Annotated in this window: 23 protein-coding genes; 9 read left to right on the top strand and 14 right to left on the bottom strand. The window is 72.7% G+C overall.

What is annotated here, in order from left to right:
- Positions 1–94: 94 nt before the first annotated feature.
- Both ABII15_RS35270 and ABII15_RS35265 read right to left on the bottom strand, forming a co-directional pair.
- On the bottom strand, positions 95–271 hold the full coding sequence (locus tag ABII15_RS35270) for a putative leader peptide (RefSeq protein WP_353946344.1): 177 nt from the start codon (positions 269–271) through the stop codon (positions 95–97).
- On the bottom strand, positions 268–993 hold the full coding sequence (locus ABII15_RS35265) for a GNAT family N-acetyltransferase (protein ID WP_353946343.1): 726 nt from the start codon (positions 991–993) through the stop codon (positions 268–270). Before ABII15_RS35265 ends, ABII15_RS35270 begins: the two co-directional genes overlap by 4 nt.
- 145 nt (positions 994–1,138) lie before the next feature.
- Between ABII15_RS35265 and ABII15_RS35260 the strand changes: the two genes are divergently transcribed.
- The 3 genes from ABII15_RS35260 (at position 1,139) to ABII15_RS35250 (ending at position 5,062) form a co-directional block, all read left to right on the top strand.
- On the top strand, positions 1,139–2,434 hold the full coding sequence (locus tag ABII15_RS35260; RefSeq protein ID WP_353947304.1) for a sulfite oxidase: 1,296 nt from the start codon (positions 1,139–1,141) through the stop codon (positions 2,432–2,434).
- A gap of 53 nt (positions 2,435–2,487) precedes the next feature.
- Positions 2,488–2,895, top strand: a complete 408-nt coding sequence (locus tag ABII15_RS35255) for a VOC family protein (protein WP_353946342.1) — start codon at positions 2,488–2,490, stop codon at positions 2,893–2,895.
- A gap of 88 nt (positions 2,896–2,983) precedes the next feature.
- Complete coding sequence (locus ABII15_RS35250) at positions 2,984–5,062, top strand: NB-ARC domain-containing protein (RefSeq protein ID WP_353946341.1); 2,079 nt, start codon at positions 2,984–2,986, stop codon at positions 5,060–5,062.
- A gap of 43 nt (positions 5,063–5,105) precedes the next feature.
- On the opposite strand, the gene ABII15_RS35245 is transcribed toward ABII15_RS35250, so the two are convergent.
- From ABII15_RS35245 to ABII15_RS35205, 9 genes are all read right to left on the bottom strand, one after another.
- On the bottom strand, positions 5,106–6,416 hold the full coding sequence (locus ABII15_RS35245; protein WP_353947303.1) for a glycoside hydrolase family 18 protein: 1,311 nt from the start codon (positions 6,414–6,416) through the stop codon (positions 5,106–5,108).
- Between the two features lie 152 nt (positions 6,417–6,568).
- On the bottom strand, positions 6,569–6,787 hold the full coding sequence (locus tag ABII15_RS35240; RefSeq protein WP_353946340.1) for a hypothetical protein: 219 nt from the start codon (positions 6,785–6,787) through the stop codon (positions 6,569–6,571).
- 35 nt (positions 6,788–6,822) lie between these two features.
- Positions 6,823–7,815 carry an MASE1 domain-containing protein gene (locus ABII15_RS35235; RefSeq protein WP_353946339.1) on the bottom strand — a complete coding sequence of 331 codons (993 nt, stop codon included), beginning with the start codon at positions 7,813–7,815 and terminating at the stop codon, positions 6,823–6,825.
- A gap of 81 nt (positions 7,816–7,896) precedes the next feature.
- Positions 7,897–8,742, bottom strand: coding sequence for a PP2C family protein-serine/threonine phosphatase (locus ABII15_RS35230; protein ID WP_353946338.1), 846 nt, complete (start codon positions 8,740–8,742; stop codon positions 7,897–7,899).
- Positions 8,743–8,821: 79 nt separating this feature from the next.
- Positions 8,822–9,412, bottom strand: a complete 591-nt coding sequence (locus ABII15_RS35225) for a hypothetical protein (RefSeq protein WP_353946337.1) — start codon at positions 9,410–9,412, stop codon at positions 8,822–8,824.
- Between the two features lie 112 nt (positions 9,413–9,524).
- Complete coding sequence (locus ABII15_RS35220; protein ID WP_353946336.1) at positions 9,525–11,708, bottom strand: PI-PLC domain-containing protein; 2,184 nt, start codon at positions 11,706–11,708, stop codon at positions 9,525–9,527.
- Positions 11,709–11,838: 130 nt separating this feature from the next.
- Positions 11,839–13,050 (bottom strand): SpoIIE family protein phosphatase, encoded by a 1,212-nt coding sequence (locus tag ABII15_RS35215; RefSeq protein ID WP_353946335.1) that lies wholly within the window; start codon positions 13,048–13,050, stop codon positions 11,839–11,841.
- Positions 13,047–14,627 carry an ATP-binding protein gene (locus ABII15_RS35210; RefSeq protein ID WP_353946334.1) on the bottom strand — a complete coding sequence of 527 codons (1,581 nt, stop codon included), beginning with the start codon at positions 14,625–14,627 and terminating at the stop codon, positions 13,047–13,049. Before ABII15_RS35210 ends, ABII15_RS35215 begins: the two co-directional genes overlap by 4 nt.
- 134 nt (positions 14,628–14,761) lie before the next feature.
- On the bottom strand, positions 14,762–15,058 hold the full coding sequence (locus ABII15_RS35205; RefSeq protein WP_353946333.1) for a hypothetical protein: 297 nt from the start codon (positions 15,056–15,058) through the stop codon (positions 14,762–14,764).
- A gap of 44 nt (positions 15,059–15,102) precedes the next feature.
- Here ABII15_RS35205 and ABII15_RS35200 point away from each other — a divergent pair, with 44 nt between their 5' ends.
- The 5 genes from ABII15_RS35200 (at position 15,103) to ABII15_RS35180 (ending at position 19,978) form a co-directional block, all read left to right on the top strand.
- Entirely contained in the window at positions 15,103–15,531 is a 429-nt protein-coding gene (locus ABII15_RS35200) for a response regulator (protein WP_353946332.1), read from the top strand.
- Positions 15,532–15,857: 326 nt separating this feature from the next.
- Positions 15,858–16,376 carry a lytic polysaccharide monooxygenase auxiliary activity family 9 protein gene (locus ABII15_RS35195; RefSeq protein ID WP_353946331.1) on the top strand — a complete coding sequence of 173 codons (519 nt, stop codon included), beginning with the start codon at positions 15,858–15,860 and terminating at the stop codon, positions 16,374–16,376.
- 165 nt (positions 16,377–16,541) lie between these two features.
- Positions 16,542–17,291, top strand: a complete 750-nt coding sequence (locus tag ABII15_RS35190) for a chitinase (RefSeq protein WP_353946330.1) — start codon at positions 16,542–16,544, stop codon at positions 17,289–17,291.
- Positions 17,292–17,484: 193 nt separating this feature from the next.
- Positions 17,485–18,621 carry a phospholipase D-like domain-containing protein gene (locus ABII15_RS35185; RefSeq protein WP_353947302.1) on the top strand — a complete coding sequence of 379 codons (1,137 nt, stop codon included), beginning with the start codon at positions 17,485–17,487 and terminating at the stop codon, positions 18,619–18,621.
- A gap of 142 nt (positions 18,622–18,763) precedes the next feature.
- On the top strand, positions 18,764–19,978 hold the full coding sequence (locus ABII15_RS35180; protein WP_353946329.1) for a sialidase family protein: 1,215 nt from the start codon (positions 18,764–18,766) through the stop codon (positions 19,976–19,978).
- A gap of 22 nt (positions 19,979–20,000) precedes the next feature.
- Here the strand turns inward: ABII15_RS35180 and ABII15_RS35175 are convergent, their stop codons facing one another.
- The 3 genes from ABII15_RS35175 to manD all read right to left on the bottom strand — a co-directional run bounded on the left by ABII15_RS35175 (position 20,001) and on the right by manD (position 22,678).
- The gene (locus tag ABII15_RS35175) at positions 20,001–20,849 is read right to left on the bottom strand and encodes a DUF1206 domain-containing protein (protein ID WP_353946328.1); all 849 of its coding nucleotides are present in this window, start codon (positions 20,847–20,849) and stop codon (positions 20,001–20,003) included.
- Between the two features lie 27 nt (positions 20,850–20,876).
- Entirely contained in the window at positions 20,877–21,296 is a 420-nt protein-coding gene (locus ABII15_RS35170; RefSeq protein WP_353946327.1) for an ATP-binding protein, read from the bottom strand.
- Between the two features lie 92 nt (positions 21,297–21,388).
- Positions 21,389–22,678: a D-mannonate dehydratase ManD gene (manD, locus tag ABII15_RS35165; RefSeq protein ID WP_353946326.1), complete on the bottom strand. Its 1,290-nt coding sequence runs from the start codon at positions 22,676–22,678 to the stop codon at positions 21,389–21,391.
- Positions 22,679–23,091: 413 nt separating this feature from the next.
- Between manD and ABII15_RS35160 the strand changes: the two genes are divergently transcribed.
- Entirely contained in the window at positions 23,092–24,117 is a 1,026-nt protein-coding gene (locus ABII15_RS35160) for an AAA family ATPase (RefSeq protein WP_353946325.1), read from the top strand.
- Positions 24,118–24,127 lie beyond the last annotated feature (10 nt).

Here is a 24,127-nt window from a genome sequence, read left to right as displayed (position 1 = left end):
TCCGTGACGAGGACGCCGAGCCCTCGTGCGGGGCGGCGGAACGGGATCCCCACCCGGACGTGCGGAACGGCACGGGGCAGGGGCGGGGGGAAGGTCAGGGGCGACAGAGCGCGCCGGCCACGCGCCGCAGATCGATGTGCGGCCGGGTGTGGAGGCGGACGACGCGGCGCGGGCGCAGGGCCGCCGGGCGCGGGGCGCGGGTCCGGGGCGGTTGTCGCATGTGCCGCCCCTCCGTCCGCCGCTCGATGGTGCGCGTGCCGTCGAGGGTCACAACGTCTCCGCCGCGCGGTCTGTTCCGGGCGTGCGCACCTGGAGGATCCGGGTGCGGCGGCGCAGGGTGAAGCCGATCGCCTCGTACAGGCGGATGGCCTGGATGTTGGTCGCGGAGGCGTGCAGCAGCGGGGTGTCGCCGCGCTCGCGGATGCCGGCGGCGACGGCGCGGACCAGCCGGGTGGCCAGTCCCCTGCCGCGGTGTTCGGGGTCGGTGCAGACGGCGCTGATCTCCGTCCAGCCGGGCGGCCGCAGCCGCTCCCCGGCCATGGCGACGAGGCGTCCCCGGTGCCGGATGCCGAGGTAGGTGCCGAGTTCGACGGTGCGCCGCAGGAACGGTCCCGGCCGGGTGCGGGCGACCAGGTCGAGCATGTCGGGTACGTCGTCGGGGCCGAGCCGCACCGCTTCCGGGGCGGGCTCGGCGCGCAGCGCGGTGTCGATGAGTTGTACGCCCCGCCCGCCTCCGACGACCTCCCAGCCGGGCGGCACGCTCTCGACTCCCTTGATCCGTACGGTGGTTCCCGGGCCCGCGAGCGTGTGCAGGTCGGCCCAGGCCGCGGGGTCCGCCGGATCGGCGAGGGCGGCGTAGGCGTAGACGTCGGCCGGGTAGCGGGCGGCGCTGCCCACGCGTTGCGCGAGAGGGGCGTGCGGGCCGGCGAGTGCGGCCCAGACCGCGTTGTCCAGCGGGTGTGTGCTCGGGTCGGCCGGCGCTGTGGGGATCACCCCACCATGTGTAACAGCCACTTGAGGGGTACATCATTGCAGCCGCATGAAATCCCGCCCGTCGGCCGCGCCGTGTGAACACCGTATTGCAGAGCCGTAGTTGACCTGTGCCCCGCAGCGACGCGCTTCCTACACTCGCCGCGTGATGATCCCAACGGATGTATCCGAGACGGCGGACACGACCACGGACGAGGCGGCCTACGACCGGCGCCGGCTGCGCCAGTGGCTGGCCGGGCGGGCGCGCGCCGACGGAGTGGACCGCCGCGACCTGCTGCGGATGCTCGCGGCAACGGGCCTGACGGCCGGGCTGCCCACGGCGTTCGCCGCGCCGGCCCGGGCAGCGGCTCCCGCCGCGTCCGCGCCCGGGATCGTGAAGCCGCTCCCCGAGGAGTGGTTCACGGTGCGCGGCACGAACGCGGAGGCGAACTTCGCCGCGTTCGCGGACACCGGGCACCACACACCGGCCTCCCGCTTCTTCGTCCGCAACCACACCGCGACTCCGCGGCTCGACGCCGACACCTGGAGCCTGCGGGTGTGGGGCGACGGACTCGCGGGCGAGGGGCGCACCTTCACCCTCGACGACCTCATGGCGCTGCCCGCCACCACCCGTTCCTGCTTCGTCGAGTGCGCGGGCAACGGCCGCAGCTTCTTCACCGGTCAGCAGGGGCAGAGCGTCAGCGGAACGGCGTGGACGCTCGGCGCGATCGGCTCCGCCCGGTGGCGCGGCGTCCGCCTCGCCCACGTGCTGCGTCTCGCGGGCCTGCGGCGCGCGGCGGTCGACGTGCTGCCGCGCGGCCTCGACAGCGACTACGTCACGGCGGACGGCACGAACCTGGGGCGGGTACGCCGTCCGCTGCCCGTCGCGAAGGCCCTGGACGACGTGCTTCTCGCCTACGAGATGAACGGCGAGCCCCTGCCGCCCGACCACGGTGCTCCCGTACGGCTGATCGTCCCGTCCTGGATCGGTATCGCGTCGATCAAGTGGGTCGGCGACATCCAGGTGGCGGCCGAGCCTCTCTTCTCTCCCTGGAACACCGACTTCTACCGCCTGTTCGGTGACGCGTACCCGCCGGAGGGCAGCGCCCCGCTGTCCCGCCAGACCCTCAAGTCCGCCTTCGAGCTTCCCTGGAACGCCGAGCTGCCGGCGCGCACCGGTCATCGGCTGACGGGCCGCTCCTGGTCCGGCTCGGGCACCGTCGCCCGCGTCGACGTCAGCACGGACGGGGGCCGCAGCTGGCGGCGCGCCCGCCTCGACGGGTCCGCGCACCGCGCCGACTGGGTGCGCTGGTCCGTGCCCTGGCGCCCCACGGCCACCGGCCCGACGACGCTCCTGGCCAGGGCGACCGACACGACAGGACGGACGCAGCCGGACACCACCGCGTACAACACGCAGGGCTATCTGTTCGACGCGGTGGTGCGGCACCCCGTCACGGTCACCTGAGCGGCGCCGGGCTCGTCAAGGAGGAGCGGGGCGGGTCTGCGAGGATCACGGCCATGACGGATTCCTCCGCTTCCTCCGCTTCCTCCGCACGGATCAGTGCCCTCGTCGTCGACGCCGAGGACGCCGAGCTGCTCGCCGCGTTCTGGTCCGCGCTCCTCGGCCGCCCGGTCGTGGGGCGCGGCGGCCCCTATGTCTGGCTGCGCCGGGAGAACGGCCTGGTGCTGGGCTTTCAGCGCACCCCCGCCCCCACGACCGGCAAGAACCGGATGCACGTGGACATCACCTCCCCCGACCCCGCCGCCGAACAGCGGCGGATCGAGGCGCTCGGCGGGCGCAGGCTGGAGGAGTACGCCGAAGGCGGGTTCCTGGTGATGGCGGACCCCGAGGGCAATGAGTTCTGCGTCATCCCCGACGGCCCCTTCGAGACCGACGACGAGGGACGCGCGCACTACCTGGACTGACGATCGTCCCGCCCACAGCTGCCCCGTACCGTCCCCGCCTTCCGAAGAGTTGGGGACATGCAGACTGAGCTGTGGGGAGAATCGTGCTGTGCTGATCAACCTGCCGAGCGAGACCACGCCCTGCGTGGGCCGGGCCGCCGAACTGGCCGAGGTGCGGGAACTGCTGCGCGAGCCGGGGCTCGTGACCGTGACCGGCGGGGCGGGCATGGGGAAGTCACGGCTGGCGCTGCGGAGCGTGCGCGGGGGCGACTGGGCCGGTTTCGACGCGGTGTGCTGGGCCGATCTGTGGCCGGTCCAGAACGATGCGCTGCTGTCCGCCTCGGTCGCGGACGCCCTCCGGCTGTCCGACCACACCTCGCGCACGCTGGTCGAGGCGCTGTGCGACTGGATCGGCAACCGGCGCGTCCTACTGGTCCTCGACTCCTGCGAGCACCTGGTGCCGGCGGCGAGGTCGCTCGTGGCGGACCTGCTGACGGTGTGTCCGCGGCTGAGGGTGCTGGTCACCAGCCGGGAGGCGCTGGGCATGGCGGGCGAGGCGGTGGTCGGCCTGGGCCCCCTGGACCCGGCGACCGAGGGCGTCGCCCTCTTCGAGGCACGGGCCACCGCGGCCGGCCGCCCGCTGCGCGACACCGCGGACCGGCTGCTGGCGACGCGGCTGAGCACCCATCTGGAGGGAGTGCCGCTCGCCCTGGAACTGGCGGCGGGTCTGCTGCGGCACTGCACGCTCCGGGAGGCGTGGGAGCTGACCGAGGAGCGGCCGGAGGCGCTGGACCGGGAGGAGTCGGGGCCCTTCCCCTCGCGGCACAGCGCGTTGCGCACGGCGGTGGGCTGGAGCCACGAACTGTGCCGCCCGGCGGAACGGCTGCTGTGGGCGCGGCTCGCCGTGTTCCCCGGCTCCTTCGACGCCGACCTCGCGGCCCTGGTGTGCCTCGGCGGTCCGCTGACGGCCGACGCGCTGCGCGAGGCGCTGACCGGTCTGGTGCGCAAGTCAGTGGTGGTCCTGCACGACGGCAGATACCGGATGCTGGACTCTGTGCGTGCCTACGGCCGCATGTGGCTGCGCGAGCTCGGCGAGGAACCGGCCGTGGCCTGGCGGCACGCCGCCGCGATGCTGGAGACGAGCCGACGGGCGAACGACGGCTGGCTGAGCGCCGAGCAGCAGCAGTGGTACGCGCGGATGGGGGACCTGTTCCACGACGTGTGCCTGGCGACGCGTCATCTGATCGACGAGGAGGACGCCTCGGCACTCGAACTCATCGGCAACACGGCCTTCTTCTGGGTCTGTTCGGGCCATCTGCACGAGGTGGCCTACTACGCGCAGCTGGCCCTCGAGGTGGCCCCGCGCGACGATCCGCGGCGGGTCCGTGCCCTGTGGACCCTGGGGCTGGCCCGCATTCTGCAGAGCGACCATGCGGCGGGCCGCGCATACGGTCGGGCGAGCCTGCGGGAGGCCTTCGACGCCGGGAACATCGAGGGCGTGCGACAGGCCGTCTACCTCGAAGGTCTCGCCGCGCTGCTCGACGGCGAACCGATCACGGCGCTGAACCGTGCCGACGAGGCGCTGCGGGCGGGTGTCCCGGCGCCGCGCGACGCCGCCGTCCGTCCGCCGGCCCCCGGGGCGGATCCGCCCCGGCCGGCGCTCACGTTCGGACTGATGCTGTGCGGTCTCGTCCGCGTCTTCGCCCTGACCGGTGCCGGGCGGCTCGAGCAGGCACGGCGGGAGGCCGAGGAGCAGCGCGGGGTCTGCGTCGGGCTGCGGGAGTACTGGACGCGCTCCTATCTCGACTACCAGCTCTCCCTGATCGCCCTCATCGAGGAGCGGCACGGGGCCGCGGCCGACCACGCCATCGACATGCTCGACGCGAAGCAGCGCATCGGCGACCAGTTCGGCATCGCCATGGGGCTCGATCTGCTCGCCACCAGCTGGTGCGCGCAGGAGGATCCGGGCCGGGCGGTCGTCGCGATCGCGGCGAGCGACCGGTTCTGGAGCGCTGTCGGCCTGCTGCGCCGGGGCACCCCCGAGGTCCTCCCGATGTGCGCGCTGACGCGGGCCAGGACCCGGGCGCTCCTGGGCAGCGCGGAGTACGAGGCCCAGGTGAGCAGGGCGCAGTCGATGGCCCCGGAATCGCTGCTGCACACGGTGCTCGGGCAGCAGCGGACCCGCTGACCGGGAAGGGGCGGCCCGGACGGGGCCGCCCCACGCGGGTGGGTCAGTGCCCGAGGGCACGGTCCACGGTGCGGACGAGTTCCCCGTCGGGGGTGTCGCCGTCCAGGGACCAGAACATCGCGCCGCCGAGCCCCTCGGCCCGGACGTAGCGGGACTTCTGGGTGAGCACCTGCGGATCGTCGTACGTCCACAGGGTCGTGCCGTCGAAGAGCCAGGCGTGGCCGCCGCGCTGATCGCGGTGGAGGCGGTACGTGCCCGAGTCCGCCAGCGCCTTCAACTCCTTGTAGTCCGCGTAGCCGTTGGCCCACTTCGCCGGGGCCGGTGCCGTGGCCGGCTGGCCCAGGCCGTCGCCGCCGCCGCTGACGCCGGTCCAGCCCTGCCCGTAGAACGGCATGCCGACGACGAGCTTGCGGGCCGGGGCACCCCTGTGCAGCCAGGCGTCGACCGTGCCGTCGACGCTGAAGTCGTTCCGGGCGTACAGGGCGGACTGCTGGGCCGTCGTCTTCTCACCGCTGACGTGGAAGTCGTAGCCCTGAAGGTTGACGAAGTCGAAGTCCTTCATGATCTTGCGGACCTCGAACCCGGCGTCGATCTTGGCGGGTGCCGTCGGGACGAACGCGGACAGCTCGTAGTGCTTGTGCCGGGTGCGGCCGTAGGCGTCGAGCTGGCGGCGGAACTCCGCGACGAGCGCGGTGAAGTTCCGCTTGTCCTCCGGGCGGTACACGGTGTCGGTGTCGCCCTCGGAGCCGGGCCACTCCCAGTCGATGTCGACGCCGTCGAAGACACCGGCCGCCGCGCCGGCGCCTCCACGGGCGCCGTCCTGCGGCAGATTGCCCTTGAGGTAGAGGTCGACGCAGGAGGCGACAAGCGCCTTGCGGGCGGCGGGGGTCCGGACCGAGTCGGAGAAGTTCGTCGACCAGGACCAGCCGCCCAGCGAGATCATCACCTTGAGGCCGGGGTGCGCGGCCTTCAGTTCCCGCAGCTGGTTGAAGTTGCCCGCGAGGGCCTGGGTGTCGGTGTCGGCGACACCGTCCACCGAGTTCTCGGCGTCGAGCGGGCGCTGGTAGTCGGCCCAGGGGTCGGACTCGCCGGGGACGTTGCCCATGAGGCACTTGCCGTCGGTGCCGATGTTGCCGAACGCGTAGTTGATGTGGGTGAGCCGGGCGGCGGCCCCGCTGCGCTCCAGGTCCTGGACCTGGAAGTCCCGCCCGTAGACACCCCATTGGGTGAAGTAGCCGACGCGGCGGGCGGTGTCGTGGTGGCCGCCGTGGGCGGACGCGGCCGGCGCGACCGCGCCGAGCAGGGAGAGCGAGGTGACGGCGACGGCCGCCCGGGACAGAAGTCTTCGGCGCAGGCGGGAACGCAGGCGTGGGCGCATGACGGAGCTCATTCCTGTGAGGCGTGGTGCACGTGCCGTACGGATCGGTGGACTTGCCTGCACGAGAAACTATTGGTCTGGACCATCCGGGTCAAGGGTTCGGAAAGCCCGGCCCGCGCCCAGGGCGGCTACCGCAGATCGAGGGTGTCGGCCGCGGTGACCAGGCGGCGCAGCTCCTGCTCGCTCCAGCCGGTCAGCTCCGACACCCGCGCCCAGTCCTCGGGGGTGGCATCACTGGGGCGCAGGGCCGCGGCGGCCTCGGCCTCCAGGTCGGTCCGGGCCGCGTCCAGCGCGGCGACCGCGTCCTGGTACCTCTGCAGGGCGAGTTCCATCTTGGCGACGTCCATCGCCGCATTGTGCACCACCACGGGCGGCGCGCGGCTCACTCCCGGGGCGGAGTCGGCGCGTGGCCGGGCGGTGCGAACCCGGCGTCCTGACCGCGCTGACCGGCGGGGCCCGGGAGATTCTCGCCCGCGGTGAGGTGGTCGAGCACCTCGGCGAGCTCGTCGCAGGCCCGCTGGATCGAGCGACGCGTCGAGCGCTGTTCGGTGACCAGGGAGGACAGCAGGAGGGCGGTGAGCGCGACGGCGCCGTTGAACGCCCCGAGCTTCGCCATGACCTCCAGGCCGGTCTGCCGGACGAACGCGCCGCTCCCGGTGTTCGCCTCGAAGGTGGCCAGGACGGACGCGAACAGCGCGCACGACATGCTGCCGATCAGCTCGAACCGCAGCGCGGCCCAGACCAGCAGGGGGAAGACGAGGAAGAGCAGGCTGACCGTGCTGAGCGCGGCGAGGGGGACGAGGACGACGGCGGTGAGGACCAGGCACAGCGCCTCCTTCCACCGCCGGACGCGGAAGCGCTCCTTGGGGCCGAGGAACAGCAGGAGCAGCGGGGTGACGAGCAGCACGCCCATGGTGTCGCCCACCCACCAGGCCAGCCACACGGTCCAGAAGTCCCCCGTGTCCAGCGCGCCGATCAGCACCTGCACGCCGGCGCCCGCCGTCGAGCTGATGACCATCGCGCAGAGTCCGCCGAAGACCAGGGCCACGCCGTCCCTCAGGCGGGAGATGTCGGGCCGGAAGCCGATCCTGCGCAGCAGGAGGACGGCGCAGAGCGGCGCGACGGTGTTCCCGGCGACGTTGACGAGGGTGGTGGCCTGTGGCGTGGTGAGGGAGGCGATGACGAGGAGGGAGCCGAGGGCGATGCCGGGCCATACGCGCAGCCCGAACACCAGCAGGGCGGCGACGGCCACACCGGTGGGCGGCCAGATGGGGGTCACCACGATCCCCTCGATGGTGAGCCGGCCCAGCAGGCCGAGCCGCCCCGACAGGTAGTACGCGGCGGCGACGATCACCGTCGTGAGGGCTGTCCCCACCGGCCGTCGTAACCACAGGCTGTCCACCACAAAGCCATGAGACACCGGCGCGGGCTCCTCGGCCACCGGCGCCGGGTCCGATCAGGGGTCGGTGGGCCGCCGCCACCGGGTGCCGCCGTCGTGGCCGACCACGAGCACGGCCGCGTCGTCCTCGTGTCCCACCGAGTCCGCCAGTTTCATGACCGCCCGGGCGAGGGCGTCGCTGCTCATACCGGCGACGACGGCGATCTCGGCGAGCCGGGTGACCTGTGCCAGCCCGTCGTCGAGGCTCAGCGAAGGGCCCTCCACCACGCCGTCGGTGAGGAGCACGAAGACGCCGCCCTCCGTGAGCCGGTGACGGGCGACGGGGAACGTGGCGCCCTGGAGCACCCCGAGCGGCGGTCCGCCCTCCCGGTCGTCGACTCCGGAGCGGCCGTCGGCGGTCGCCCAGATGTGCGGGATGTGCCCGGCCCGCGCGCAGTCCAGGGTCCCGGTACGGGGGTCGAGGCGCATGAAGGTGCAGGTGGCGAAGAGGTCGGCGTCGAGGGAGACGAGCAGGTCGTTGGTCCGTGCGAGCAGTTCGCCGGGGTCCGCGGTGACGGAGGCCAGCGCGCGCAGGGCCACCCGGACCTGTCCCATGAAGGCGGCCGCCTCGATGTTGTGGCCCTGCACGTCGCCGATGGACATCCCGATGCTGCCGTCCGGGAGGGGGAAGGCGTCGTACCAGTCGCCGCCGACGTTGAGGCCGTGGGTGGCCGGGGTGTATCCCACGCCGAGCTGGATGCCGGGCAGGTGCGGCAGGTCGCGGGGCAGCATGCCCCGCTGCAGCTCCACGGCGAGCTCGACCCGGGAGCGCTGGATGGCCGCCAGCTCACGGGCCCGCGTCGTCATCGTCCCGAGCCTGTCGAGCAACTCCTCGCCGTCGTCGACCGACCTGCTGCGGAACATGGCTCGCTCTCCGGTTGCCTGGCTGCCCCTCCAGCGTGCCCGCAGTCGGCGCGGGCCGCACCCCGGCGGCGCCGCCGCGTCAGGGCATGCGGTGCGGCGGCCCGGGGACGGCCTCGTGCGCCAGCGGGGTGCCGTCCGTCGCCGGGGACCCGAGGCCGGCGGGCGCGCCGCCCAGCGCCGCGTCCATGGTGTGCAGCCGGCGGTTGTTGAGGCTGCCGGCGTACGACATCCAGGACAGGAACACCACGGTCACGATCGCGAACCCGATGGTCTGGCGGGGACCCGCCGTCAGGGCCGTCAGGACCGTGATCCCCACGAACAGGCACGTGAGGAAGGCGAGCGCGGCCCTGCGGTGCCGTGTCCGGTGCAGACGCTGGTCGACGAGTCGCCGCATGGCCTGCCGCTCGGCGGGGTCCGCGGGGACGTCGCCGGTGCGCAGCCGCCGGTCGAGGGAGATCAGGCCGTCGGTGCTTCCGGCGGCGCGCCGCTCCTTGCGCCGCATGGCCAGCGCGACGCAGACGCCGCCCACCGACATGACCGCGGTGCGTACCAGGACGACGCCGAAGGAGCCCTGCGGGTACAGCAGTTGGACGAGTACCGCGCCGCCGAGCACCCCCAGCAGGAGCTGTGCCCAGAAGTGTCTGGCCAGAAATACATGGACGCGTTCCATGGACCCTCTCCTCGGTTCGGCTGCCGGGTCCCACCCGGGTTCCCCTGTCACCACCGCGTACGCGGTGATCGGGCCACGGGATGCGGAGGCGGGCGGTCCGGGCCGGACCGGGTCAGTCCGCGGAGCGTTCCTCGTTGAGCGCGCGGACGGCGCTCGCGGCGTCGCCGATGGTGGCGTAGTCGACGGCGACGAACGTGACCGGGTGGCCGCGCTCGCGCTCGCACCGGTGGACGCGGTCGAGGACGAACCGGCGGGTGTTGACCGTGCCCGCGTCCAGGCGGCTGCCGCCGTTGTCGGTGATGAAGTGGTTCAGCAGGAACAGCTGCTTGCCGGTGCCGCCGCGGTGCGGGACGCAGGTCATCCGGTCCGGGGAGCGGAAGGCGAACGGGGTCTCCATGCCGTACCGGTAGAAGTTCCGGTACCAGGGGGCCGGGCCGTCGGCGTCCTCGGCGAACACGACGAGCCTGCGGCCGCTGTCGATCATCTCCCCGAGGGTCGGCCACGGATGGTCGGGGTCGGCGTCGGGGGTGAAGAGCAGCGGGTCGAGGCCCGCCTCGTGGAAGGCCCGCTCGGTGTCGCTCGCGCTGATCTCGTCCTGCACGATGAAGGTGACGACGTCGGTGGGGTGCTGCCGCATCCAGGCACCGATCTCCCGCAGTTCCGGGACGAGGGCGACGGCGCCCGCCCGGCACACGGCGTGGCACAGCCACAGTCCGTCGCGCGGCGGGTTGATCGTGTTGACGGCCCGCTGGACGAGTTGTTTCTGCTCGGCCGTGAAGTCGGACGCGTCGAGGCGCGCGGTGATCTCCTCGGGCCGTTCCCAGCGGTAGGTGTCGAGTTGCAGGGCGCGTACGCCGTCGTTCAGCTGGGCGGTGATGTCCGGGTCCTGGAGCGGCCCGATGAAGCGGTCGACGGTGGTCGACATCGCGTTGTGCGCGGTCAGCTGGGCCACCTCGTCGTAGCGGCGGTCGCACAGCGCGGCGCTGCCCTGGCACAGGCGCGGGGCGGACGCGGCGGTGAGCAGCGGGGTGACGACGATGCCCGCCACGGCGAGCGCGGCCGCGCCGAGCCCGATGGCGGGGGTCCGCCAGGCCGCGGTGGTGGGCGTCCGGCGCCGGTCGAGCAGCCGCCCGACGACGGCGAGCAGCGCGGCGGCGGCCACGGCGACCAGGACCGTCAGCAGGACGGTGTCGAGCAGCATGCCGTGGGCGCGGTCCTGCACGTCGTCGACGAGCCGGCTCAGAGACGGTGACCAGGAGACGGACGGGCTGACCAGCCGCCCGTCGCCGAGCAGCTCCCGGACGCCGACGGCGGCGGCGACCAGGGCGGCGCCGCCGAGCAGCGGCCGGGCGAGCGCCATGAGCCTGCGGCCCGGACGCGCCGGGCCGGTGATCCAGAGCGCGACCAGGCACAGGGCGAGCACCGCCGCCGCCAGCGCCTCGACCAGGCCGAGCCCCACGGAGGTGTAGGGGCGGATGTCGTGTACGGCCCGCAGCTCGTTGCCGGACGCGGCGAGCACCGAGGCGGGGTCCCAGGTGCCGCCGTCCAGGCTCTCCCGGAGCCGGCGGACGGCCGAATCGGAGCGGTCGGTCCGCGCGGCCGCGGCGACGGCGGCCAGGGCGGTGGCCACGTCCCCGTCGGCGAGCGCGGTCTCCACCTCGCCGCGCAGGGCCGGTCGCTGATCCTCGGGCGCGACGGCGAGGAGCGCGGTGGTCACCGCCGCCGCCTGGTCCTCGGTCAGCGACAGCTTGGGCATGCCCTGGGGCGCGCGGCCCGCGGCGAGTTCGCGCAGCGCGTCCGAGACGTCGGCGGAGAACCGCTCGAAGTCCGGCTCGGACCGGTTCTGCACGCCGGCCACCAGGTCGCCGAGGTAGATCTGGGCGAGCTGGTCGAGATTGGCGAGCACCGGCCCCAGGTCGACGGTGAGGTCGAGGGTGGACCGGCTGCCGTTGAGATAGCCGACCGTGGCGTCGATCCGCTGCCGGACCAGGGCGCGGACGGTGTCGGGCGGCAGCACCAGTTTGATGTTGGACGTCACCTGCGCCTCGGGGACCGGGAGCTGTGCGAGCAGTTGCCGGGTCGTCGGTGCCGTGCGCGGGTCGACGAGGACCTCGTCGTACAGCCGGTCGTAGGCGTGCTCCCGGTCGAGGGCGGAGGCGTAGAAGTCCGGCGCGAGCACGGTGCCGCGCAGGCTCGCCGTCACGATGACGCAGACCGTGGCGAGCACGGCCCCCACGTAGGCGGCCACGCGCACCGCCCGGCCCGGCACGGTCCCCGCGGCCACGGCCTTCTCCATGGGGCTCACTCCCTCTGCCCGGAGCGTGCGGAGGCGCGTCGTCCCCGCTCTCCCGATGATGCTGCCTGCGGGCGCGGCCCGCGACGGCTGTTTTCAGGGCAGAAGCTGACGGAAGGGGTGAGGAGAAGGGTCAGCGCACGCCGGCCCGGGCGCGCTGGGGCGACACGGCGGGCAGTCCGGCCCAGTCGAGCCGCAGGACCGCGAGGTCGTCGGTGTGCCGGCCCGCGTTGCGGACCCGGACCTCCTCGAGGATGCGGTCCAGGTGCGCGCCCGCGTCGGAGTCCGCGCACGCGTCCATGATGGCGAGCAGCCGGTCGACGCCGAGCCGCTCGGCGCTCTCGTCGACATGCCCCTCGACCAGGCCGTCCGTGTAGAGCAGCAGCGAGCCGGAGGGCGGCAGACGGACGGTGGTGACCGGCCACTTGTGCAGGCCGGGGGCGATGCCCAGGGCCACTCCGTGCTCGATGTCGAGTTCCCCGGAGCGTCCGTGGGACGTCAGCAGCGGCGCGTGGTGGCCGGCCAGGTGGAGGGATGCGGTGCCCGAGCTCCGGTCCAGGGTCACCAGGGTGCACGTCGTGAACAGGTCGGTGCTGCTGCGCTCGGCGATGTGCATCTGCTCCAGGAGTTCCAGGAGCGCCCCGCCGCGGTGGCCGCCCAGCGTCAGGGAGCGCCAGGCGATCCGCAGGCACACGCCGAGCGCCGCGGCGTCCGGGCCGTGCCCGCTGACGTCGCCGATGACGGCGTGCACCTGTCCGTCGGGGGTCTCCACGACGTCGAGGAAGTCGCCGCCGAGCAGCGCCTGCTGGCGGCCGGGGAAGTAGCGGCTGGTGGCGACGACGTCGCCGGAGGACAGCATGGGTGCCGGCAACAGGCCGCGCTCCAGGCGGGCGTTCTCCTCGGCGCGCAGCTTGCCCGCCTGGAGATTGGCGTTGGCCCGCTCGGCCTGCTTGCGGTGCAGGGCGTAGCGCACCGCCCGCTGCAGCAGGTCGGGCTCCACCTTGCCCTTGACCAGGTAGTCCTGGGCGCCGGCGGCGAGCGCCTCGACTCCGGCCTGGGACTCCGCCAGGCCGGTGAGCACGATGACGGCCGCGTCCCCGGCCGCGGAGAGGAGGTCGGTGACGGCGCCGACCCCGGAGGCGTCGGGGAGGTGCAGGTCGAGCAGGACGCAGTCGCTGCGCCGCGCGGCCAGCGTCTCGCGGGCCTCACTCAGGGTGCGGCAGTGGACCAGGACATGGTCGATGTCGGTGTCGAGCAGCAGTTCCTCGACGAGCAGGGCATCTCCGGCGTCATCCTCCACCAGCAGGATCCGGCAGGGTGCGGACGTCCCATCGAGCGCTGTCATGACACCAGCGATCCTTCGCTGTCGGCCGCCTCGGCGGACGGTTGGAGGGGCAGGGTGAAGCTGATCGAGGTGCCGTCGCCGTCGACCGGGTCGATGGTGATGGCGCCTCCGTGGAACTCGACGGTCTTCTTGCACATCGCGAGGCCGATGCCGGTGCCCGGGTAGGCCTCGCGGGTGTGCAGCCGCTGGAAGATCACGAAGACCTTCTCGCGGAACTCCGGGGCGATGCCGATGCCGTTGTCCCGTACGGTGAAGCGCCACATGCCGTCCTCCTCGCGCACGCTCACGCGGATGTGCGGAGGGCGGTCCGGGGCGCGGAACTTGATGGCGTTGGACAGCAGGTTCTGCCACAGCAGACCCAGTTGGCCGGCGTCGCCGTGGACGGTCGGCAGTTCGTCGTGCTCGATGCGCGCGCCCGACTCCTCCACGGCCACGCTGAGCCCGTCGACCGCGCCGTTCAGGGAGTCCTCGAGCGAGACGGACCGCTGGTCGTGGACGCGTCCGACCCGGGAGAACATCAGCAGGTCGTTGATGAGGACCTGCATGCGGTTGGCGCCGTCGACGGCGAAGGCGATGTACTGGTCCGCCCGCTCGTCGAGCTTGTCGCCGTAGCGCCGCTGGAGCAGCTGCGTGAAGCTGGAGATCTTCCGCAGCGGTTCCTGGAGGTCGTGGGAGGCCACGTACGCGAACTGCTCCAGCTCCGCGTTCGAACGCTTCAGGTCGTCGGCCTGCTGGTCGAGCATGCTGCGGGCCTCCTCGCTGCGCGCCAGCTCCTCCAGCAGCCGCTCGCGCATCCCGTCGACGTCACGGGCCAGCTGCTGCAGATCGGCCGGACCGGTCGCGGGGACCTTCCGGTCGAACTGGCCGCGGCCCACGTCCCGGGCCGCGGCGCCGAGGCGGGTCAGCGGACCGGTCACACCGCGCCGCAGCCCGTAGAAGATGGCGCACATGAGGACGACGATGACGACGGCGATGGCGGCGAAGACCCCGTTGCGCAGGCGCTGCGCCGCGTCGAGGTTGGCCCCGGCGTGCTGCCGGGCGGCCAGCAGATGGTCCTGCTGGCGGGCCGTCGAGCTGCGCACGGAGTCGAACAGGCGCTTGCCGTCGCCGGCCCGGTCGGAGGCGATCCGGATCGCGTCGGCACCCGACGCCGAGGCGACCGGCCGGGCCACCTGCCGCTGCCAGGACGCGACGGCCGACCGCACCTCACGCAGGTCCTTCTCGGCCTCGCCCGACCCGGCGACGAGCCGGTCCAGCGCCTGCAGCGCGGTCTTCTCGTCCGCCCGGCCCTGTGTATAGGGCGTGAGGAAGTCGCGGCGCCCGGTGAGTCCGTAGCCGCGGACACCGGTCTCCTGGTTGACCAGGGCCGCCTCCAGGCGCACCGCGTTGATCAGGGCCGGCGAGCGGTACCGGGTCACCTCGTCGGTCAGCCGTGACGTGGTGCCCAGCGCCCACGCGCCCAGCGCCCCGAGGATCAGCAGCACGACGGCACTGGCGGCGACCCCCGTCGTCAGCCAGCGCCGGGTCGTCCAACGGGCTATGCCCGCCGGCTCGCGCCGGCCTCCGCCCACGTTCATGCTCCTGTGCTCCTTCGCCCGTCACGAGGCCTGCCGCCGACAGCAGCGGCGTCGATACGATACGGCACTCGACAACACTTGTTGTCGTCGGTATTCCCTGAGGGTACGGTTCGGGCATGCCAGGAAATGATCCGTCACTTCTCCCTGGAAGCCGCACCTTCGAGGAACTGGCCGTCCAGGCCGTCCAGGACCTCGTCGCCGACCTTGTCCCGCAGGTCGGATACCCCTCTCGCGATCTCCACGGTGAAGCCCCCCACAACGCGCTGCGGCGGCTCCGCGTCCTGACCCACCTCCAGCACGCGGTGAGCGAGCTGGAGGGCGCGGCGGCCCGCGACGCCGCCGCCGCAGGCGCCGGATACCCTCAGATCGGCGAAGCGACACACCTCAGCCGTCAGGGGGCGCGCCGCCGCTGGCCCGGGCTCATCACCCATGACGCCCGTCCGTGCCCCCCTCTCGTCCCCCGGAGTTCCACACCATGATCGCTGCTCCCCGCTCCTACGACGTCCTGCTCGTCGAGGACGATCTCGCCGACGCCCTGCTGATCCAGGACGCCCTGGCCCAGCACAGCACCCGCAACCTCACCCAGGTCGCCGACGGTCTCGAGGCCCTGGAGTATCTGCGGGACCCGCAGACGCCCCTGCCGGACCTCATCGTGCTGGACCTCAACATGCCGCGGATGAACGGGCGGGAGCTGCTGCGGATCCTCAAGGACGACGCCGATCTGCGCGCCGTCCCGGTGGTCGTGCTGACCACGTCCGCCGCACCCGACGACGTCAGCGGCGCCTACCACCAGCACGCGAACGCGTATGTGACGAAGCCGGTCAATCTGGAGGATTTCGAGGCGGCGGTCCGCAGCATCGACGCCTTCTATCTGGAGACGGCCGCGAAGCTCCCGCGGACCTGACCGTCCCGGCCGCGAGGCCCCGTCCCGTTCCCCCAGCTCACATCGCCTTTCCCGCAGTGCCCCCACGCCGCCGTCCCGCGGCTGGGGGCACTGTGCGTCGCGGCCCCGGGGGCGCCGTGGGGGCCGACTCGACCTTGACAGGAACACAGCCACTTGTATGGTCTAGGCCAAGCGTCAACGGCCGTTCCGCTTACGGGAGTCGGCCCTGTTCCGCAGGGCCGGCCCCATGTCCCTTCGCGCCTCTTGGCCCCACCCTCGAGAGGCCGTCCCTGGCATGCGTCCCCACATCACGCACGCCCAGGGAGACCTGTAGTGAAGGAGTAGGCATGCACGCCCGAAAGAAGACGGCCGCCCTCATCGGCGCGGCTCTGGCCCCGGCCCTGGCCCTCACGCTCCCCACCGGTTCGGCGAGCGCCCACGGCTACATCAACTCGCCGCCCAGCCGGCAGGCCCAGTGCGCGGCCGGCACGGTGTCCTGCGGTGACATCACCTACGAGCCGCAGAGCGTGGAGGGGCCCAAGGGCCTGACCAGCTGCAGCGGCGGCAACAGCCGGTTCGCGGAACTCGACGACGACTCCAAGGGCTGGGTCGCCACCCCGGTGCAGAGCAGCACGACGTTCGAGTGGAAGCTCACCGCGCAGCACGCGACGAGCACCTGGCAGTACTTCGTCGGCGGCCAGGAGATCGCCGAGTTCAATGACAACGGTGCCAAGCCGGGCGCGACCGTCACCCACCAGGTCGACTTCGGGTCGCTGACGGGGCATCAAAAGGTGCTGGCCGTCTGGAACATCGCCGACACCACGAACGCGTTCTACGCCTGCATCGACGTGAACGTCGGCAGCTGACACCACTCCCCCACCTCCGTGGTGCCGCGGGCCCTCCCCCCACGGCGCGCCCCGGCCGGGCACGTCACGGCCCCCGGCACCACGGCTCGCACCACCGTCGGCGCCCGCCGCGCGAGCGGCGCGGCGCCGCACCCCCCCACACCTTTCCTCCTTGGGAGCGCACGCATGCGCCATCGCATCCTCGCCCTGCTGACCGCCGCCGGTTCCGCCGCGACCCTCACCGCGCTGACCCTGACCGCCCCGGCCTTCGCCGAGAAACCGGCCGGCAAGCCCGCCCACGAGGCCTCCACGCAGGCGGAGTTCGTCGTCAGCGAGGCCCAGTTCGACCAGATGTTCCCGGGCCGGAACTCCTTCTACACCTACTCCGGGCTGACCGCCGCGCTCGACGCGTATCCGGGATTCAGCGGAACCGGCAGCGACACCGTCCGCAAGCAGGAGGCCGCCGCCTTCCTCGCCAATGTCAGCCACGAGACCGGCGGGCTGGTCTACATCGTCGAGCAGAACACCGCCAACTACCCGCACTACTGCGATACTTCACAGCCCTACGGCTGCCCCGCGGGAACCGACAAGTACTACGGCCGCGGCCCGATCCAGCTCAGCTGGAACTTCAACTACAAGGCGGCGGGCGACGCACTGGGCATCGACCTGCTCAACAATCCCGATCTCGTCCAGAACGACGCGGCCGTCGCCTGGAAGACCGGCCTCTGGTACTGGAACACCCAGACCGGGCCGGGCACGATGACCCCGCACAACGCCATCGTGAACGGCGCGGGGTTCGGTGAGACCATCCGCAGCATCAACGGCAGCATCGAGTGCGACGGCGGCAACCCCGCACAGGTCCAGAGCCGCATCGACAGCTACGAGAAGTTCACGCAGATCCTCGGGGTCGAGCCGGGCGGCAACCTCGGCTGCTGACCGGCGCCGGAAGCCGTGACGGGGCCCTGACCAGCAATCGGTCGCCGGGATGCCGCGTGAAGGGTTCGTGACGGGGCAGTGGAAGTCGTGCCACTGTCCCCGATCCCCGGAGCCTGCCTTGACCACGACCACCACGGCCCCCGCGAGCCCCGCCGCAGAGGCCGACGAGCATCCACAGGATCCCCGTCGGCGTCTGCGGCGGCGCCTGGAACGCCTCATCGGCATCGCCGCCACCGAGGGCAACGCGCTGACGCCGCTGCGCAACGGTGACGAGATCTTCCCCGCCATGCTGGACGCCGTGCGCGGCGCGCGGCACACCATCGACATGATGACCTTCGTGTACTGGCGGGGCGAGATAGCCCGCGACTTCGCGCACGCCCTCGCCGACCGGGCCCGCGCCGGGATCCGGGTGCGGCTGCTGCTCGACGGCTTCGGCAGCCGAACCATCGAGGACGACCTGCTCACCCTCATGGACGAGGCCGGGGTGCAGGTCGCCTGGTTCCGCAAGCCGCTGCACCTCTCCCCCTTCAAGCAGAACCATCGCTGCCACCGCAAGGTCCTGGTCGTCGACGAGACGACGGCGTTCACCGGCGGCGTCGGCATCGCCGAGGAGTGGTGCGGCGACGCGCGCGACCCGAGCGAGTGGCGCGACACCCATGTACGGGTCAGCGGCCCGGCGGTCGACGGGATCTGCGCGGCCTTCGCCCAGAACTGGGCCGAGTGCCACGACGAGCTCTTCGACGAGCACGACCGCTTCGTCGACCACGAGCCGCGCGGGGACGCCATCGTCCAGGTCGTGCGCGGCTCGGCGAGCATCGGCTGGCAGGACATGCAGACCCTGCTGCGCGTGGTGATCGAGTCCGCGCAGACCCGGCTGCGCCTGGCCACCGCCTACTTCTCGCCCGACGTCTACTTCGTCGACCTGCTCTGCGAGGCGGCCCGCCGGGGTGTGCAGGTCGAGCTGCTCGTGCCCGGCCCGCACACGGACAAGCAGGTGAGCCGGATCGCCGGCCGCCACCACTACGCGCGGCTCCTGGAGTGCGGGGTCGTCGTGCGCGAGTACCAGCGGACGATGCTGCACTGCAAGGTCGTCACGGTCGACGGGATCGCGTCACTGGTCGGCTCCACCAACCTCAACCGGCGCTCCCTGGACCACGACGAGGAAGTCATGCTCGCCGTCCTGGACGAGACCTTCACCGCGAGCCTCGACGCCGACTACGAGAAGGACGTCTCGCACAGCATGCGCGTCCAGCCCGACCGCTGGGCCGACCGGCCGGTGGCCTTCCGTGCCGCGGAGAAGGCGACCAGGGCCATCCAGCACTTCTTGTGACCGTGGGATCCAGGGCCTCTTGACGGCGCTTCAGCGGCTGAGTACAACGATGTAAACCGGCTCGTGTCCCCACGGGTCCCGTTCGTCCCCCGCACCCCCACCGCGCCATGCGCCCCTCCCTCCACAGCTCGCAGGAGGCCCGATGACGTCCCGGCCACGCATCTTCCCCCGCGCAGCGACGGACCGGCCCGCCACGGCCGGTCCGTCGCTGCTCGTCGCGCTCCTGCTCGGGCTGCTGATCGCCCTGGTGGCGCCGCCGACGACGGCCGCGCACGCCGCGACCGGCACACCGCTGCGCGACGGGACCGGTCTGTACCCGCGGGCCGTGCGCCTGGAGCACAGCGGCGCGGCGAACGGGCGCGTCCTCGCCTCCGTGGTCACGTTCTCCGGCAACGACGGTCTCGGCGCGATCCACGAGAGCACCGACGGCGGGCGGACGTTCACCCAGGTCGGCACGGTCGGTGACCCGGAGGCGGCCGGCGGCCAGGGCCTGTGCTGCTCCACCCTCTTCGAACTCCCGCGCGCCGTGGGCTCCCTGCCGGCCGGCACGCTGCTCTGGGCGTCCTCGACCGGCCAGGACGAGTCGGGCCGCCGGATGGCGATCCGGGTCTTCCGCAGCGACGACGTCGGCCGCACCTGGAGCCATCTGTCCACCGTCGCCACGGCCGCGAACGACAAGGGCCTGTGGGAGCCGGAGTTCTCCGTCGACGCCGACGGCAACCTCGTGTGCCACTACTCCGACGAGACCGACGGGGTGCACAGCCAGAAACTGGTGGCGGCCCGCACCTCCGACGGCGTCACCTGGACCGGCCACCACGACACCGTCGCGAGCACCCTCGCCTCGGACCGGCCCGGCATGGCCGTGGTGCGGCGACTCGGCGATGGCTCGTACTTCATGTCGTACGAGATCTGCGCGGCGAGCGGGCAGTACGTGTGCGTCGTGCACTACCGCACCTCGTCCGACGGCTGGAACTGGGGCGACCCGGCCCACCTCGGCTTCCGCCCCGAGACCCCGGACGGCAAGTACTTCAAGCACGCCCCGACCGTCGCCTGGTCCCCGCTGGCGGGCAGCGCGAGCGGCCGGCTCTTCCTCGTCGGACAGGTGATGTACGACGCCGGCGGATCCCGCGCCACGGGCAGCGGCAGCACCGTCTGGGTCAACGACGCGGGCGGCTCGGGGACCTGGCGGGAGATCCAGGCTCCGGTGTCGGTGGCGTCCACGACCGTCGACTACTGCCCCAACTACAGCTCCGCGCTGCTGCCTTCGGCCGACGGCGGCAGTCTGCTGGAGATCGCCACCGACTACGACGGGACGGTGTGCAAGCCGTACTTCGCGTCGGCCGCCGTGCCGGGCTGACCCCCGGCCGGTGGCGTCGCGGTCAGACCTTGCGCCAGCGGGCGTTCACCCAGGAGAAGATCCCGAAGGCGGCGAGGCCGACGGAGATGAGCACGAGCAGCCAGGGCCCGGCCGGGGTGTCGGTGAAGGAGCGCAGGGTGTCGTCCATGCCCTTGGCCTTCCCCGGCTTGTGCTGGACGGCCGCGGCGATGGCGAAGCCGCCCGCGGCGGCGAAGACGCTGCCGCGGGAGGCGCCGCCGAACACTCCGAAGAAATCGACACCCTTGCGGGTCTTGTCGGACATCTCCGACATCTTCAGATGCTTGTGGTACTTGCGCATGATGGCCCGAACGGCGATCCAGACACCCGCGACCGCGACACCCACACCGACAGCACCCACGATCCACTGTCCACCCGGCCAGTCGAGCGCCTTCGCGGTGATGTCCTTCGAGCTCTTGTCGGAACTGCCGCTGCCGCTGCCGCTGGACTTGTCCCCGGCGGCGAAGGACAGCACGGAGTAGGAGACGAACCCGTAGAAGACGAAGCGGCCCGCGGCCACCGCCCGCTTGGCGGGCTTGTCGCCGTCCGGGCCCGCCTGCCCGAACAGCGCCTCGGACAGCCTCCACAGGGCCATGCCGGCCAGGGCGATGCCGAGTACCCACAGCAGGACCGCGCCGAACGGCTTCTCCGCTATCTCCGCGAGGGCCCCACCGCGGTCGGCCTGTTTCCCGCCGCCGTCGGCGAACGCGATGCGCAGCGCCAGCACGCCGATCAGTACGTAGATGACCCCGCGGGCGACGAAGCCCGCGCGGGCCGCCATCGCGACCGCTTTGCTGTTCGCCGCGCGCCGGGCGTGCCCGACACCTTGTGAGGTGACCGATCCAGTTGCCATGACACCCAGTTGCCCCCGGATGCCCGGTCAACTCCTGGCGGGCGCCCCTTCGTCCGGCCGGACTCCGGCGAGGACCGCGGTGATGGTCTTGCCGTCGTCGTGCCGGTCGATGCTGACGCGCCGGGACAGGTGCTGGATCATCAGCCAGCCGAAGCCGCCGGGCCGCGTCGGGTCGTGGGGCCGGTCGCCCGGGAGGGCGGCGCTGCGGTCACGGACCCGGATCACCAGATCGCGGTCGTGCACACAGGCGCTGAAGCGGGTCATGCCGTCCCCGTGCCGCAGCGCGTTGGAGACCAGCTCGTCGGCCACCAGCATCGCGTCCTCGGACAGCCGGCGTGCCAGCCGCCACGGAACCGCCGCGCACAGCGGCCGGACGGCCGCGCTGGTCTCGGCCCGCGCCTGTGAACAGGTCGTGCGCCCCGCGTCGGGCAAGTCGAAAGCGCTCATGGCGAGGCTTCCTCCTGAGGTCGCCGGATTCGTGGTGGTCCGTCTGTCCTCCCCCGACTGCCCGGGCTCCGGGGCGCCAAGCCTGCCGGGGGTCACCAGTCGTGCAGGGATCCGTCCAGCTGGAGCCGGTTCACGGGGAGGTAGGCGGGGGCGTAGGGGTGGGCCCGCGCCGTCTCGTCGTCGTAGCCGACGCCGAGGCCGGGCTCCTCGCCCGGGGTGAGCAGCCCGTCGGTGAAACGGTAGGCGGGCCGGAAGACCTCGTCGGTGGCCCGGGAGTGCTTCATGTACTCCTGGATGCCGAAGTTGGGGATCGCGATGCCCAGGTGCAGGGCGGCCGCGAGGCCGACCGGGGAGATGTCCGTGGGGCCGTGGACGCCCGACTTGATCTGGTAGACGGCCGCGTAGTCGAGGATCCGCCGCAGCGCGGTGATGCCACCGGCGTGGGTGACGGGCGAACGTACGTAGTCGATGAGCTGTTCCTCGAAGAGTTCGCGGTAGTCCCAGATGGTGTTGAAGACCTCGCCGATCGCCAGCGGTGTCGTGGTGTGCTCGCGGACGCGGCGCAGCATCGCGGTGTTCTCCGCCGGGGTGACGTCCTCCAGCCAGAACAGGTCGTACGGCTCCAGGTCCTTGCCGAGCCGGGCCGCCTGGATGGGGGTCAGGCGGTGGTGGGCGTCGTGCAGGAGGGGCAGTTCGGGGCCGAACTCGGCGCGGACCGCCTCGAACACCTTCGGGGCGTGCCGCAGATAGGCGCGGGTGTCCCACTCCTCCTCGACCGGCCGGATCGCGCGGCGGGCGGGCTCGTGGTCGTAGCGGGAGGTGGCGCCGGTCTCGCCGACCGCGGCGTTGGCGCTGGAGGCGACGCCGTAGACGGAGCCGAGTCCCGGGATGCCGCTCTGGACGCGGATGGCGCGGAAACCCTGGTCGAGGTGGTCGCGTATGGAGTCGAACAGTTCCTCCAGGTCGGCGCCGCTGGCGTGCCCGTAGGCCAGGCAGCCGCGCCGGCTGCGACCGCCGAGCAACTGGTAGAGGGGCAGGCCCGCCAGCTTGGCCTTGATGTCCCACAGCGCCGTGTCGACCGCCGCGATCGCCGCCATGGTGACGGGACCGCGCCGCCAGTACGCGCCCCGGTAGAGGTACTGCCAGGTGTCCTCGATCGCGTGGGCGTCGCGCCCGATGAGCAGCGGGGTGACGTGGTCGCCGAGGTAGGAGGCGACGGCCAGTTCACGGCCGTTGACGGTCGCGTCGCCGAGTCCTTCGACGCCGTCCTCGGTACGCAGGCGCAGCGTCACGAAGTTGCGGCCGGGCGAGGCGACGAGCACCTCGGCGGAGGCGATGCGGGTGGCGGCGTCGCGGGCGACGCCGGGGGCTGGGGTGGACACCTGGAGCTCTCCATCGGTCGGGGCATGGCGAAGGCGCGGACCGCGCGATCCGGAGGGATGCCAAGAGGCGGGCGCGGACGACGACTTCACCGGCCGCGGCCGGGCATCGGGCCAGGTCGTGCGGTACTCCGTCACCGTAGATCTTGATGCGGGCCGGGGGTAGACCGCGCGGCGGATCATGCTTCGCGGGCAGCGGGCGCCGGGCACGGTCGAGCACGTCGGTGCGGGCGTGTCGTGGACCGGGTCCGTCGCGGCATGCACCGGACGGTCCGGGATCCGGTACCGTTCGGCCCTGTTTTCCGTACCCCCGATGGGCCATCGTGCGGACGCCGCGCCCCCTCTCCCCGACCGATCCCGTTCCCGCACACGGCAGGACGTCCCCCACAGCGGCGCACGACAGGCGGGAGCCGATCATGAACGCCAGCACCTCGGACGCGGGGTTCGTGGGGCGCGACGCGCTCCTGACGGAAGCCGGTGCGCTGCTCGCCGAGGGCCGCCATCTCACCCTCAGCGGACTGCCCGGCGTCGGGAAGTCCCGGTTCGCCCGGACGCTCGCCGCGCGTCCGGGCGCGCGGGACGGTGCGCATGTCATCGATCTCGCCCCGCTGCGCAAGGCGGCCCTGCTGCCGTACGCGATCGCCGCGGCCGTCGGCCTCGACGTCTCCGACGGCCGTCCGGTGCGCGACGGTGTGCTGTCCCATCTCGCCGGTCGGGAGGTGCTGCTGGTCCTCGACAACGCCGAGCACCTGGCCGACGCCTGCCGGATCCTCGTCCCGGAACTGCTGTGGCGGTGTCCCGGGGTGCGGGTCCTCGTGACCAGCCGGGTGCCGCTGCGGACGGCGGCGGAGCGGCTGCTCGTCGTGGGGCCACTGAGCGAGGAGGCGGCCATGGAGCTGTTCCTGGACCGGGCGCGGGCGGCGGCGCCCGGCCGGGTCGGCACCCCGCTCCACGAGGTGCTCGCGCGCAGCCTGTGCCGGCGCCTCGACCTGCTGCCGCTCGCCCTGGAGCTCGCCGCGGCCAAGCTGGGCTCGCTGAGCCTGGGCGAGCTGGAGCACGCCCTGGACGTCGGGGACGATCTCGGGCCCCCGGACTGCGATCCGGACCGGCACCCCGCGCACCACCACTCGCTGAGCACCGTGCTGGGCCGCAGCCACGAACTGTGCACGCCCGCGCAGCGGTTGCTGTGGGCCCGCCTCTCCGTCTTCATCGGCGTCTTCACCGCCGAGGACGCCCGGGTGGTCTGCGGCGACCGGCTGCTGCCGGACGTCACACGGGAACTCGGCGCCCTCGCGGAGGGGTCCCTGCTGCACGGCCGGGCGGGTTCGTTCTGGCTTCCGGTGACCGTACGCACGTACGGAATGCGGCTACTCGTCGCGCTCGGGGAGAGCGCGCGGCAGCAGGCGCGGTACCGGGCCTGGCGCGGCCGGGGCCGGTCCTGAGCCCCAACCG

The sequence above is a fragment of the Streptomyces sp. HUAS MG91 genome (assembly GCF_040529335.1).
GTDB classification, from domain to species: domain Bacteria; phylum Actinomycetota; class Actinomycetes; order Streptomycetales; family Streptomycetaceae; genus Streptomyces; species Streptomyces tabacisoli.
Note: the sequence above shows the minus strand (reverse complement) of the source record. Positions and strands in the feature narration are given on the sequence as shown.